This window comes from Xenorhabdus sp. Sc-CR9, from assembly GCF_963897815.1.
GTDB lineage: Bacteria > Pseudomonadota > Gammaproteobacteria > Enterobacterales > Enterobacteriaceae > Xenorhabdus.
This window is the reverse complement of the sequence record NZ_CAWQTY010000178.1, coordinates 19,414-34,271: the sequence shown is the minus strand read 5'-3', so window position 1 is coordinate 34,271 and position 14,858 is coordinate 19,414. Positions and strand designations below refer to the sequence as shown.

Here is a 14,858-nt window from a genome sequence, read left to right as displayed (position 1 = left end):
TGGCTTTATATAATCGGCTTCCATTAAACATTAATAATGTTTAACTTATATTCTCTGCTTATTTATTCTTTTTTTTACCTTTTTTCCCGCTAAATTATCTAATCCCACCGAAACCAGGCGGTTTTATGTGATGTGCATCTCATTTTTCGTTTTTATATTACTTTTTGCTGTATTAAATTGTGATGTTAGTTGCTTGTTCCTTTTTAGTACTAGGTATAATCAGCACACACACAATGTCAGTAGGAAATTACAAAAAAACTGACATATTTTTTATTATTCATTCAGTGAACAGGGATTCTTCCAATGCAACTCCTTATGAGCCTGGTCGGGATGGCAGTGCTGATTTTTATCGCAGTACTCTTCTCCAGTAACTATCGAGCTATTAAAATCCGTACTGTCCTGGGCGCCTTCCTGATTCAGATTGCTATTGGGGCATTTGTACTTTATGTACCCGCTGGTAAAGACATTCTGGGAGGAATGTCAGAAGGCGTTTCCAATGTGATTGGATATGGCCAGAAAGGAACAGACTTTATTTTTGGCGGATTGGTTTCCGACAAAATGTTTGAACTGTTTGGTGGCGGTGGTTTTGTTTTTGCCCTGCGTGTTCTGCCGGTAATTGTTTTCTTCTCCTCACTTATTGCCGTGCTTTATTATATGGGCGTTATGCAGCTTATCATCAAAATCTTGGGTGGTGGCTTGCAGAAAATACTGGGAACATCCCGGACTGAATCTTTGTCTGCAACCGCGAATATTTTCGTAGGTCAAACCGAAGCCCCTCTGGTTGTTCGTCCTTATATTTCTACCATGACTCAATCTGAGCTGTTCGCTGTTATGTGCGGTGGCTTGGCCTCTGTAGCGGGTTCAGTATTGGCGGGCTATGCCTCTATGGGTGTTCCATTGGAATACCTGATTGCAGCTTCATTTATGGCGGCACCGGGTGGTCTGCTGTTTGCGAAACTGATGGTGCCTGAAACCGAAGAAACACATGACACTACTGATGCGATGTCACTGATTGCAGCAGAAGAGCGTCCGGCAAATATCATCGATGCAGCCGCATCAGGTGCAGCATCTGGTATGCAATTGGCTCTGAACGTCGGTGCAATGTTGTTGGCATTCACCGCATTGATCGCTTTGTTAAACGGTATCCTGGGCGGTATCGGCGGTTGGTTCGATTATCCTCAATTATCCATGGAACTGGTACTGGGCTGGGCTTTTGCACCAATTGCTTATCTGATCGGGGTTCCGTGGCATGAAGCGACTATTGCAGGCTCTTTCATCGGCCAGAAACTGGTAGTCAATGAATTCGTCGCATTCATGAACTTTGGTGAATACCTGAAACCTGACAATGTTGTTCAGGCCGCAGGCCTGCAAGTACTTTCCGAACATACCAAAGCCATTATCTCCTTTGCTCTGTGTGGCTTCGCTAACTTGTCTTCTGTGGCTATTCTTCTGGGCGGCTTGGGCGGTATGGCACCAAACCGTCGCGGCGATATTGCTCGTTTCGGCTTGAAAGCTGTATTGGCAGGCTCACTCTCTAACTTGATGAGTGCAACTATTGCTGGGTTCTTCCTCTCTCTGTAAAACGTAGGAAGCGTAGCACTCAGGAAGCGTTATCAAATTGAATGCAGGTGAGATTTCTCACCTGCATTTGTTTTTCCCAACGCTATTTAATGTGACTTTTTTCACATTAAAATGTTTTCGTTTGCAAGCCATATTTTATTAGTGTGATTTGAAGCACTAATTATTGAACATTTACATGTTCAAATAATGATATGCAAAGACTTAATGAATCAAGTTGATATCTGTGGGGTCATGCAAGAAGAAAGCCAGTATAGTGCAGAAAGATTGCACAAAAATAGTGCGGAGAGAAGGAATTCAGTTGTTGCATCGTGTATTATCGTAGCAGCCTCTTCAAGGAACTAAGTCCGCTCGCCAACAAACGAACATGTTGATTGTTAAGGACGTTGACTGTTAAAGATAACCGCGTTCGTTCAAAATAATCGTACAAAAGAAGATGTGAACTGATTCAGTCACGATAATAATACCGTTGGAGAGTTTTATGACCGATTTAACCGCCGCCGCCCAGCGCGCGCTGAGTCTGATGGATTTAACTACGCTTAATGATGATGATACAGATGAGAAAGTGACAGCACTTTGTCGTCAGGCAAACAGCCCTGCCGGACAAACAGCCGCCGTCTGTATCTACCCGCGTTTTATTCCTGTGGCGCGCAAGGTATTGCGTGAACAGGGAACCCCCGATATCCGCATTGCCACTGTTACCAACTTCCCACACGGTAATGATGATATTGACATTGCACTGGCTGAAACTCGTGCTGCCATCGCTTATGGTGCTGATGAAGTGGATGTTGTTTTTCCTTATCGTGCATTGATGGCTGGTCATGAACAGATTGGTTTCGATTTGGTAAAAGCCTGCAAAACTGCCTGTGCTCAATCAGGTGTCTGGCTAAAAGTGATTATTGAAACAGGCGAATTAAAAGAAGCAGAACTGATTCGCAAAGCCTCTGAAATCTCGATCAAAGCAGGTGCGGATTTCATCAAAACTTCAACGGGGAAAGTTCCCGTTAATGCAACACTTGAGAGTGCTGAAATCATGTTAACTGTGATCCGCGATATGGGCGTAGGTGACAACGTTGGTTTTAAACCCGCAGGTGGTGTACGCACAGCCGAAGAAGCGGCACAGTATCTTGCTCTGGCTGAGCACATTATGGGAGACAAATGGGCTGACTCTCGCCATTTCCGTTTTGGTGCTTCCAGTTTATTGGAAAGTTTGCTGAACACACTTGGACACCAGAGCCAGAAGCAGAGTAGTGTTTATTGAGATCAATAATAATTCATTAAATGCCCGCTAAAATAGTGTGCATTACTGCCATTCTTTTCAAATAATAATGATTGGGAGGTAGCTTTGTTTTTGGCACAGGAAATTATTCGCAAAAAGCGTGATGGTCATCCACTGAGCGAAGACGAGATCCGTTTCTTTATTAACGGAATCAGTAATAATACGGTTTCTGAAGGGCAGATTGCTGCGCTGGCAATGACTATTTATTTCCATGATATGACAATGGAGGAACGCGTTGCCTTGACTTTGGCAATACGTGATTCTGGTACAGTTTTAAATTGGAAAGCATTGAATTTGTCCGGCCCGATTGTTGATAAGCACTCGACGGGCGGTGTAGGAGATGTCACATCCCTGATGCTTGGCCCGATGGTGGCGGCTTGCGGAGGATATGTACCGATGATCTCTGGACGTGGTTTAGGGCATACCGGAGGAACACTGGATAAATTGGAATCCATCCCCGGTTTTGACATTTATCCTGATGAGCATCGTTTCCGTGACATTATTCGGGATGTGGGTGTTGCCATCATCGGACAGACCAGCTCATTGGCTCCTGCGGATAAACATCTTTATGCAACGCGTGATATCACTGCGACTGTTGATTCTATCCCTTTGATTACTGCGTCTATCTTAGGTAAAAAATTGACCGAAGGATTGGATGCACTGGTTATGGATGTGAAAGTAGGTTCCGGGGCATTTATGCCAACTTACAAACAATCGGAACAACTGGCTGAATCCATCGTCAAGGTAGCAAATGGCGCAGGCTGCAAAACAACCGCGTTGCTGACGGATATGAACCAAGTTCTGGCATCCAGTACGGGCAACGCGCTGGAAGTTCGTGAAGCGGTTCAATTTCTGACAGGAGAATACCGTAATCCCCGGTTATTTGAAGTGACAATGGCGCTGTCTGCCGAAATGTTAATTTTAGGTAATCTGGCAATCGATCGTGATGATGCACGCCGTAAACTACAAATGGTGCTGGACAACGGCAACGCGGCTGAAATATTTGGTCGTATGGTGGCCGCACAAAAAGGGCCGACTGATTTTGTCGAAAATTATGCCCGTTACCTGCCAACAGCAGAATTTAGTAAGCCAGTATTGGCTGGGCAAAATGGCATAGTTGCAGAAATGGATACCCGTGCGTTGGGCATGTCTGTTGTTGCATTGGGAGGAGGGCGTCGTAAAGCGACTGATCCTATTAATTACAGTGTGGGGCTGAGTGATATTGTTACGCTGGATATGCAGGTGAATGCAGATACCCCTCTGGCAGTGATTCATGCTAATAGTGAAAATGCTTGGCATGAAGCCGCAGAAGTTGTGCGTAACGCTTTTGTCTTGGAAAAAATGACCTTAGAAAAAAACGAAACAAAAGCTGCCACACCGATGGTTTATCGCCGTATCAGTGGATAAACCAAATAAGAATCGAAAATAGATTTTAATAGCCGACAGTTTCCGCATTGATAGCGTGAATTGACGCAGGAGAAAATTATGAAACGTACATTCATCATGGTATTGGATTCCTTTGGTATCGGTGCAAGCGCAGATGCTGCAAAGTTTGGTGATGAGGGGTCTAATACTTTAGGGCACATAGCAGAGCAATGTGCCCGTGGTGAGGCTGATATCGGCCGTAAAGGACCATTGCACCTGCCAAACCTGAGTCGTTTGGGATTGGGTAAGGCGATGGAAGAGTCTTGTGGAACTTTTCCAATTGGTTTGGATAAAGATGCCGACATTATTGGTGCCTATGGTTATGCGAGTGAACTTTCTTCTGGTAAAGACACGCCATCAGGTCACTGGGAAATTGCGGGTGTCCCTGTTTTATTCGACTGGGGCTATTTTCAGGACGAAGAGAACAGTTTCCCGCAGGAATTACTGGATAGACTGGTTGAGCGTGCCAACCTTCCGGGATATCTGGGTAACTGTCACTCTTCCGGTACCGTGATTCTGGATAATCTGGGTGAAGAACACATGAAAACCGGTAAACCGATTTTCTATACCTCTGCAGATTCTGTTTTCCAGATTGCCTGCCATGAAGAGTCATTCGGTTTGGATCGCCTGTATGAACTGTGTGAAATCGCTCGTGAAGAACTGAATATTGGTGAATACAACATTGGCCGTGTCATAGCCCGCCCATTTGTCGGGGATAAAACGGGTAACTTCCAGCGTACAGGTAACCGTCATGACTTGGCTGTTGAACCACCTGCCCCAACCATGCTGAAAAAATTGGTTGATGAGAAACAAGGTGAAGTGGTTTCTATTGGTAAGATTGCAGACATTTATGCAAACGTGGGTATCACCAAAAAGGTTAAGGCAACGGGCATTGATGCTCTGTTTGATGCTTCACTGATCGAAATGGAGCAGGCAGGGGATAACACCATCGTATTTACCAACTTTGTTGATTTCGACTCTTCTTACGGCCACCGCCGTGATGTAGCGGGTTATGCGGCAGCACTGGAATTATTTGACCGTCGTCTGCCGGAAATGCTGAAACTGGTTAAAGAGGATGACATTCTGATCTTTACCGCTGACCATGGTTGTGACCCGACTTGGGAAGGTACTGATCATACTCGGGAACATATTCCGGTTCTGGTTTACGGACCTAAAGTTAAACCCGGTTCATTAGGGCATCGCGAAACATTTGCTGACATTGGTCAGACAGTTGCAAAATATTTCAATCTATCACCAATGGATTACGGCAAAGCGATGTTTTAATTTTTTGGGAAGCCAATTGGCTTCCCCCGATTTTTATCCATTTACATATATGTAATAAAAACAAGGAAATAAACTTATGGCCACCCCACATATTAATGCTGAGATGGGCGATTTTGCTGATGTTGTTTTAATGCCAGGCGATCCACTGCGTGCAAAATATATTGCGGAAACTTTCTTGGAAGATGCCCGTCAGGTTAATAATGTTCGCGGTATGCTGGGTTTCACCGGTACTTACAAAGGTCGCCGTATCTCTGTTATGGGGCATGGTATGGGTATTCCATCCTGTTCTATTTACGCCAAAGAACTGATCACTGAATTTGGTGTTGAGAAAATCATTCGTATTGGCTCCTGTGGTGCTGTCAGTGAAGACGTTAAAATCCGTGATATTGTGATTGGCATGGGTGCATGTACCGATTCCAAAGTAAACCGTCAGCGTTTTAAAGATCACGATTTCGCTGCAATTGCGGACTTTGAACTGGTTCGTAATGCGGTTGATGCAGCTAAAGCTAAAAATATCGATGCTCGCGTTGGTAATATCTTCTCTGTAGATTTGTTCTATACACCAGACCCACAAATGTTCGACGTAATGGAAAAATACGGCATTCTGGGCGTTGAAATGGAAGCGGCAGGTATTTACGGTGTGGCAGCTGAATTTGGTGCAAAAGCACTGACTATTTGTACTGTTTCTGACCATATCCGTACTGGCGAACAAATAACGGCTGAAGAACGCCAACTGACGTTTAATAACATGATCGAGATTGCGCTTGAATCCATTTTGTTGGGTGATAATTAAAAAGCGTAAATAATTTTAGCATTTCATTAGAAAAGCGATAAGCCCTTTCCAATATTGGAAAGGGCTTTTTATTTGCCAATCATATATTAATTATAGGTATTTTCTTAAAAATAGAGTTCACATATCTATTTAATCAGATGTTTTATTCATTTATTTTTTGATCAAAAAGTAAATGAAAATAATATATTTAACAAAATCAAAATGATTTTTTAGAATTGGCATTTTGTATCAATAATTAGTTTGGCAATTATCTTGCCTTGTTAAATATTTTTATTTTGAGTTAATCAATTAACTAAATATTAAAGTCTAAATATTGTTATTATTTCGATATAATATCATGAATTCTACCTTCAGGATGATAAAATAGAGCAATAAAGCAACGCCAATTAAGATTCTGAACTACTAAACATCGTTCGATACAATTTAGTTTAATAATCTGAAAATAAAAAAAATTTTAGTAAAATATACTGCTATTTAGAGGTGGTTTTTTATAAAAACTCATATTTTATATGACGTTAAAGCACATAAATAGTTTTATTGGCTGAAATTTGACTTAAAATATATTCTACTGTATTAGTATCGCGTTGGCGGTTTGGTTCATTTTGACAACTTATGAATCGTGTCAAAAAGCTAAATAATCATTCGCCTAAGTGTCAGAAATTAATTTCTGTACTTCGGCTTTCTTTTGGCTATTAGTATCTATTTTACAATTAAAGGCATAAGTGAAATTATGAAACTTAACAAATTGGCGATAGTTTTAGGTTTTGGTGTAGCTTTAACTGCTGGTGCGGCAAATGCCGTTAATCAAGGTAGTGGCACAGTGAAATTCACTGGTTCTATCATTGATGCACCTTGCTCAATCAAAAATAACAACGTTGAAGTTAATCTGGGACAAATTTCTAGCCATATCCTTAAAGATGGCGGTCGTTCAGAATCTCATTTCTTCAAAATTGAATTAGAAAACTGTACTGATCAAACTAAAAATGGTTTGCAAACGACTTTCACTGGACGGAACAATGGTGTAAGTCCTCAAGACCTGTTGGGTATTGAAGGAACTGCAAAAGGTGCTGCAATTGCTATCACTAATGCAGCCGGCAAACTCATCCGCTTGGGAACTAAATCTGACGTGATGTCTTTGTCTGAAGGTAACAATGATCTGCATTTCGCAGCTTACCTGCAAGGTATTAACGCACCTGATAGCGCAGACAAAGATAGCGAAGGCAAAAACTTAGTTGTTCCAGGTAACTTCACCGCTATTGCTAACTTCTCTTTAAACTATCTGTAATATAGCAAATTAGCTGGTAATTTTTTTAGGTTGTATATCAGGAAACTCATTTTCGCCTTGATATTGGGTTTCCTGATAATATATCTTGGGTATTTCTGAGATTAATTCACTACTCAGAATGTGATCAAAATATTCTGTAACAGGAACTGTTTTATTGATATATGTCAATATTATTGGCAATTGAGTTAGCAAAGTGTGCCATTAATAAGAGCTGTCTCTATAGAGTGAATTAAAATACTTTTTTATTTATTTAATCTACCTACGGTGTTCTCTATTGGCTGTACCCGGAAAATAAAAAATTTTCCATACTGAGATAACTTTTAATGGCTTACCAATGGTGACATGTTTTCCCTACTTCCCGCGGTATGGTAAAACCAGCGAAGCATAGACAGAGAACGTAATATATTACGGATAATCAGGACATGTGACTATCTCTGCAACCCCAATATCGATCAAAGCCCTCAATTTAGATCGATGAACTTTAATGATGCCATGCATTAGGTGATAAACCTTAACGCTTATAAACTCGGCAGTATCAGATAGCGGATAAATTAAAACTGGATTATTAACGATTCATTGTTCAGAGGATGTTATGGCTTTGTTTTCAGATTCTATGAATCATGGTTTTTCATTCATTAATAGAAAAACAAACAGTGAGAGAAAAAATTTCTTTAATAAAAAAAAGGTGATTAATAAAAAAAAGATAATTAATAAAATAAAAAAAAGGCATTTAACATTCGGAGTTAAACCTCTTTCTGCTTTTTTACTGTTTGTGCTATCTGGTATTCAAGTGGCTTATTCTAAGCCATCGATTGAATTTAATACAGACGCGCTGGATATCAATGAACGCTCCAGTATTGATTTGGAGAAATTTGCACGTGCGGGTTATATCATGCCAGGTAATTATATTATGGCTGTCCGGATGAATAAGAATGAATTTCCTGATACGTATTCTATTGATTTCACTGCGCCAGAAGATGATCCACAAGCTAGTGAAGCCTGTATACCCCCTGAATTAGTTAAGCAAATAACTTTGAAACGGGAATGGATAGAAAAATTGGGATGGCATAATGATGGAAAATGCCTTGATATCAATACATTGCCAGGCATATCAGCCAGAGGTGAACTGGCTACTTATACACTGTATTTAGTTGTTCCTAAAATCTATCTGGAATATGACTTACCGGACTGGGATCCTCCTTCGCGCTGGGATGAAGGGATTTCTGGTTTGTTGTTTGACTACAACTTAAACGCACAAACATCCAAATCAGCTCAGGGTAGAAACAACCAGCAGATCAGTGCTAACGGAGTTGCGGGTATGAATGCTGGGGCGTGGCGCTTTCGGGCTGATTGGCAGGCCAGATATAACCGCTTCAAATCCAAAGATAATAAATTAGGGCATTCTGGTGAAAGAAAACGTGATTGGGATTGGAATCGTTACTACATGTATCGTGCAATTCCACGTTTGGAAGCGAAATTAACATTGGGAGAGGATTACCTCAACTCTAATATTTTCGATAGTTTCCGCTATACCGGCGTCAGTCTAGTGACTGATGAAAATATGTTACCACCGAATTTACGTGGTTATGCTCCTGAAGTTACCGGTGTTGCCAGAACCAATGCTAAGGTGACGATCAGCCAGCAGGGAAGAGTTATCTATGAAACTCAGGTTGCTTCCGGTCCATTCCGTATTCAGGATCTCAGAGATGCCGTGTCAGGAACACTGGATGTCAGGGTCGAAGAGCAAGACGGGGGTATACAGCAATTTCAGGTCAACACAGCGACCATTCCTTATCTGACACGTCCTGGACGAGTACAATATAAATTTATTGGTGGGCAACCTACCAATGATAAACATCGCCGGGAAGGACCTGCATTTGGTCTGGGCGAATTCTCCTGGGGTATTAACAACGGCTGGTCACTGTATGGTGGTCTTTTGGCGGCGGGAAATTATAACGCCTTGTCATTGGGGATCGGCCGTGACTTGATGATGTTTGGTGCATTGTCATTCGACATGACGGAATCAAGGGCAAAACTATCAGGGGAGAATAAAACCTTCACAGGTGGATCTTATCGTCTCAGTTATTCGAAACGTTTTGATGAATACAACAGTCAAGTGACATTTGCCGGATATCGCTTTTCTGAACGTGATTTCATGAGCATGGGGCAGTATATCGATCGCCGCTATCGCAATATTTCCTCTGATAGCGGAAAAGAACTGTATTCCATTATTTTCAATAAACAATTCCCTGATATCAGTCTTAGCGCCCATTTTAACTATAGTCATCAAACCTACTGGAACCGACCAACGAACAATCGCTATAACATCTCTCTATCCAAATATCTGGATATTGGGCGGTATAAAAACATCAACGTCAACTTATCAGCCTACCGCAACAATTTTGATAATAAAAAAGATGACGGCATGTACCTGAACCTTTCCATTCCATGGGGAGAAAGCGCTACTCTCAGTTATAACGGGATGGTTAATCGTCAGGGCAACGCGCATACAGTGGGGTATTTTGATCGCATTGATGATCGCAATAACTATCGCATTTCAGCGGGTACAACTATTGGCGGCAGAGCATCAGCCGATGGCTATTACACCCATTATGGCAATAAAGCATTACTGACAGCCAGTGCCAGTTATCAGGATGGTGGCAATACTGCCGCTGCACTTGGTCTACAAGGTGGAATAACTGTAACAGCAAAAGGTGCTGCCCTACATCGCACCAATATGCCCGGTGCGACTCGTCTGATGGTGGATACGGAAGGTGTCAGCAATGTCCCTATCCGGGGATTCGGTTCAGCGGTACATACCAATCACTTTGGAAAAGCAGTGCTGACAGATGTGAACCACTATTATCGCAATAAGGCACATATTGACTTAAATAACCTGCCAGATGATGTGGAAGCACTGCATTCTGTGCAGCAAGCAACACTGACAGAAGGCGCGATTGGTTATCGCAAATTTCAGGTGATATCAGGCATTAAAGCGATGACGGTTATTCGTCTGCCTGATGGTTCATTCCCTCCTTTTGGGGCATCTGTCATGAATGCAGCCCAACGGGAAATAGGGATTCTAAGTGATGATGGATTTGCTTACCTGAGTGGAATGAATCAGGGTGAAAAACTGACAATACATTGGGATGGAAGTGCACAGTGTGAGATAACGGTACCAGATGAAATTTCAGCAGAATCTTTATCTTCACTTTTATTACCTTGCCAATTTTTAACGGGTGATAGTAAGTAAAATGTAATGATTTGATCAAAAAAATCTTTATTAAATAAAGTATTATAGTTTTTTTAAAATGAAAAGTACGGTTATTAGCTGGTTCAGTAATATAAATATGAGCCTCTTTATAGTATGAGCAAATGACACTATGAAACTGAAAAAAATTCTAATGATAACTGCCATAACAGTAACGGGCTTGACATCAATTAATCAAGCAATGGCAGCGCTAGCGTTGGATCGTACCCGCGTGATTTTTAATGGGGAGATGAAATCAGTCAGTCTGAACATTGAAAACCAGCATCTTGATTTGCCTTATTTAGCACAGGCATGGATTGAAGATGAGCAAGGAAATAAGATCAATGGTCCGCTTGTAGTTGTTCCACCAGTACAGCGTGTTGAAGCTGGAGAAAAGAGTCAAGTCAAAATTCAGACACTGCCAGCGATAGCTCAATTACCACAAGACAAAGAAAGTCTATTTTATTTTAACATTCGTGAAATTCCGCCACGCAGTGAGAAACCGAATGTGCTGCAAATTGCTTTACAAACACGGATTAAGTTGTTCTACCGCCCAAAAACCGTGATTGCACATCGTATTGATATTGATAATCCATGGCAGGAAAAACTCACTTTAATCCGTGAAGGAAATCAATATGTGGTGAATAACCCAACACCTTATTACGTCACTATTTCAGAAGCATCGAACAAAGTGAACGGAAATAGTGTCGAGGGATTTCAGCCTTTAATGTTGGCACCCAGAAGCAATGAAAAGCTTGGCATAACAATTAATGCATTAGGTAATTCACCAGTCCTGACTTATGTCAATGATTATGGTGGACGTCCACAGTTAACATTCAATTGTAGTGGCAATAATTGCGTGGTGAAAAAAGTTGTGACTGATGAAAGCTGATCGGGTTGCCTTGGTGATGTCTTATCAATTGAAAATTTGATAGGACATTAAACCAGAACTAACCGGGTCGTATAAGCCTTCTTTGGGTAAGTAGTTGGATAAGGTTGGGTAAATGAAATGAACTCGTTAAATATCAAACTATCCAGATATGTATTGTCGGTACTGTTTCTTTTAGGCATTGCTAGCCAGCATAACGCATATGCAAACGATAACCTGCTCCAAAATGTCAGGATTACGCTCACTGTACTCGCCCCTACATGTTCTATTAAGACAGAAGATCAAAATATGGAAGTAGATTTTGGAAATATCCTTAACAGTGATCTTTATCTGAAACATCGTACAGAAGGCCGGCAATTTAATTTGCATTTAGAGGATTGTGATCCCCGCATTACAAATAGACTCAAAATTAAATTTTTAGGTGAGACAAGCAAAGAATTACCGAGTTTATTAGCATTTAGTTTGGCTGGCTTAGCGATTGGAATGGAAAAAATTGATGGTACGCCAATGCCGTTTAATAAAACCAGTGAATTCCAGTTATTAGCCAATAGTAAAAATAATGTAATTCCACTCCGGGCATTTGTACAAGCTGAGCCTAATGCTATTCAAAGTAAAAAGATTGGTATTGGTGAATTTACTGCAATTGCAACTTTTGAAGTTAATTACGACTAGTCATGCTGACTGGTTTTTCATCTACGATATTTAGCCAGAATTTGATGCCATTTGGAAAATAAGTTATGTGCCATATTAAAAAATCGTTGTTGAAACTAATAGCCTTGTTGTTTTTATTAAGTGCCAAACAGGTTTATGGTGGGGCTTATGTTATGCCGATTAGTATCGAGAAGGATAAAACTTACGTGACCCTGGAAATAATTGCCTGGACAGAGGAAGAAGGTATTCCTAATCCTTGTTATAAGTCGAGAAAATGTTATGTTGGCCCTGATGTTCTGTATCATGAAGGTGCTCCGGGTATGCATGGGGCTTGTAACGATACTAATTCATGTTTGACGGATGCACAGCAATATAAGACAACTGCCGACGTAATGAGAGCTTATAAAAACAAGTTTTCTTTACCTTTTCAGGCCACATTTCCTATTCTGCCAAAAAACTATGAGTGTGTAGGGTTGTTTTATGCTGAAAATACATTTCCCGGTTTCGGTAATGCACGACAGTATCCTGGTTCAACTTGTGGCAAATTACCACCACCGACACAGTCCTGTTCCATTCATGTCCCTGCTGAAATTTCGTACGGGGAGCTAACAGCTTCAGAAGTAAATAATGCTACCCGTCAGACCACTGGAGATGTCAAATGTAATCTTGCTGGAGAAATAACAGTATTAGGCATGTCAAAAGACCGACAAGCAAAAATATATTTAGATTCCGAACAACAACTTTATTCCACATTGAAGGTTGAGGATAAAGAAGGATTAAAAGGAGCGCGTATTTTTGTAGAAAAAGGTTTTGTTCCCAAGAGTTTTACGCTGACATCACAGTTACATGCACTTTCACAACCCAAAGCAGGTAAATATGAAGGAACTGCAATCATTTTATTACGTTATAATTAAACTGAGAGTAAAATATTATGCACGTCAGTATGCTGGTAGGAAAAAGAATCCAAATGAAAAGAAAAGACATTGGAGTGACAGCAGCAGAGCTGGCAGACAAAATTGGAGTGAGCCATCAGCAATTGTCACGTTATGAACGCGGAACCAATAAAATTAGTCTGGAACATCTGGTCTCTATTGCTATTGCTTTGAATACCCCTGCCGACTGGTTTTTAGAGGATTGCTTTACACCCCCTAAAGTTCAAATGAATAATCAATATTCCTGTGTAGCGGAAACAATATTAGGTTTATAGTATCTAAGATATATTGTATCCAATATAGATTGCACCAGACATATATTGATATCGAACAGAAAAAAAGATTAATATAGCAGCAATTCAAGCCACTCCTGAAAAGGAATGGCTTTTTCATTAAATATCCATTAGGAAACATAAGATAATAACGCATCAAATGGTTAACATTTAGTACCAAACTGTTAACCAATAAATTATTCCATTTTTTCGCCTCCATTAACCTTCTCTTTATTCGAAAAAATCAATATAACTGTTTGATTAATTCTTAAAAAACACCTCTTCTATCGGAAAAGCATATCCTGTTTTTTCCTCATCATAGTTTTTTCCTTTTATCATCCAGTTAAGAATAAATTTAAATTGTGCGACATCGAAAGTTATATAAATCAAACCCATTAATTATGTTGGGATAATTAACTAATATAATATCAAAATTAAGGTTAATCATCTTGGGTTAACAGTTTGGTACTAATTGTAGACAATTTTCGTTTTCCTTTTTCTTGCCATATCGTCTCAAAACGACCCGCATTACTCGCGGTATAGCGGACAGTGTGACGAATATTGCGGTGGCCTAAATAGTCTTGAATCAAACGAGTATCCACTCCATTGTCTGCCAATGCGTAGCCACAAGAATGCCTCAGCATGTGCGGATTCGCGCAAACTGCTAAATCAGCTTTTAAACTCGTTTGTCGAATAATTTTGTAAAATTGCTGGCGTGACATACGTGTTCCTGTTCTCGACAAGAATAGCCACTCACTCTGATCACTATTTTTATAGCGTTGGCGCAGGGAAAGCCATTTTCGTATGAGTTGAATTTCTCGGGCTACCATTGGGTGAATTGTGGAAAAACCATTTTTCAGGCGTTGTATACGTAGCTTTTTCCCTTCTAGATCCACATCGGAAAGTGTTAATCCGAGCAACTCTGACACCCGGAATCCATGAATAAAACCCATGAATATCATACAGGTATTACGATCAGAATGAGGATGTTTCTCCAACTCTTGGAGCAAGGTTTCAATTTCCGAGTGGGTTAAATATTTACGTTTCAATATAATGTTTGACACAGTATTTGACTCCTGATGATTATCAAAGATACCTATTATTATTGTCGCTGATTATTCACATAGTTCAATGTTAAGCATCATTAATAAGCAAAACATCTCCTCTTCGCCTTTTAAGCTGCAACTCGAAATCCTTTAGATATAAAATGAAACGGCTTC

12 protein-coding genes are annotated in these 14,858 nt (G+C 40.6%); 11 read left to right on the top strand and 1 reads right to left on the bottom strand.

The genetic code is table 11. The annotated features are described in order from the left end of the window. Nucleotides 1-315: 315 nt before the first annotated feature. The 11 genes from AACQ81_RS11105 (at nucleotide 316) to AACQ81_RS11055 (ending at nucleotide 13,641) form a co-directional block, all read left to right on the top strand. Entirely contained in the window at nucleotides 316-1,581 is a 1,266-nt protein-coding gene (locus tag AACQ81_RS11105; RefSeq protein ID WP_237385457.1) for a NupC/NupG family nucleoside CNT transporter, read from the top strand. Nucleotides 1,582-2,059: 478 nt separating this feature from the next. Continuing rightward, nucleotides 2,060-2,839, top strand: a complete 780-nt coding sequence (gene deoC, locus AACQ81_RS11100; protein WP_237385365.1) for a deoxyribose-phosphate aldolase — start codon at nucleotides 2,060-2,062, stop codon at nucleotides 2,837-2,839. Between the two features lie 84 nt (nucleotides 2,840-2,923). Continuing rightward, entirely contained in the window at nucleotides 2,924-4,264 is a 1,341-nt protein-coding gene (gene deoA / locus AACQ81_RS11095) for a thymidine phosphorylase (protein ID WP_237385364.1), read from the top strand. Between the two features lie 78 nt (nucleotides 4,265-4,342). Continuing rightward, nucleotides 4,343-5,566 (top strand): phosphopentomutase, encoded by a 1,224-nt coding sequence (gene deoB, locus AACQ81_RS11090; RefSeq protein ID WP_237385363.1) that lies wholly within the window; start codon nucleotides 4,343-4,345, stop codon nucleotides 5,564-5,566. Nucleotides 5,567-5,642: 76 nt separating this feature from the next. Beyond that, nucleotides 5,643-6,359, top strand: coding sequence for a purine-nucleoside phosphorylase (gene deoD, locus AACQ81_RS11085; RefSeq protein ID WP_237385362.1), 717 nt, complete (start codon nucleotides 5,643-5,645; stop codon nucleotides 6,357-6,359). A 730-nt stretch (nucleotides 6,360-7,089) separates the two neighbouring features. After that, the gene (locus tag AACQ81_RS11080) at nucleotides 7,090-7,644 is read left to right on the top strand and encodes a fimbrial protein (RefSeq protein WP_237385361.1); all 555 of its coding nucleotides are present in this window, start codon (nucleotides 7,090-7,092) and stop codon (nucleotides 7,642-7,644) included. A 550-nt stretch (nucleotides 7,645-8,194) separates the two neighbouring features. Continuing rightward, complete coding sequence (locus tag AACQ81_RS11075; protein WP_237385456.1) at nucleotides 8,195-10,897, top strand: outer membrane usher protein; 2,703 nt, start codon at nucleotides 8,195-8,197, stop codon at nucleotides 10,895-10,897. Nucleotides 10,898-11,027: 130 nt separating this feature from the next. After that, entirely contained in the window at nucleotides 11,028-11,786 is a 759-nt protein-coding gene (locus tag AACQ81_RS11070) for a fimbria/pilus periplasmic chaperone (RefSeq protein ID WP_237385360.1), read from the top strand. Between the two features lie 117 nt (nucleotides 11,787-11,903). Next, entirely contained in the window at nucleotides 11,904-12,455 is a 552-nt protein-coding gene (locus AACQ81_RS11065; RefSeq protein ID WP_237385359.1) for a fimbrial protein, read from the top strand. 65 nt (nucleotides 12,456-12,520) lie between these two features. Continuing rightward, nucleotides 12,521-13,348, top strand: a complete 828-nt coding sequence (locus AACQ81_RS11060; protein WP_237385358.1) for an MrpH family fimbial adhesin — start codon at nucleotides 12,521-12,523, stop codon at nucleotides 13,346-13,348. A 53-nt stretch (nucleotides 13,349-13,401) separates the two neighbouring features. Then, a complete protein-coding gene (locus AACQ81_RS11055) occupies nucleotides 13,402-13,641 on the top strand; it encodes a helix-turn-helix domain-containing protein (RefSeq protein ID WP_443089510.1) in 240 nt (79 codons plus the stop codon). A 437-nt stretch (nucleotides 13,642-14,078) separates the two neighbouring features. Here AACQ81_RS11055 and AACQ81_RS11050 read toward each other — a convergent pair whose 3' ends face one another. Continuing rightward, on the bottom strand, nucleotides 14,079-14,687 hold the full coding sequence (locus AACQ81_RS11050; protein WP_272902966.1) for a tyrosine-type DNA invertase: 609 nt from the start codon (nucleotides 14,685-14,687) through the stop codon (nucleotides 14,079-14,081). Between the last annotated feature and the right edge of the window lie 171 nt (nucleotides 14,688-14,858).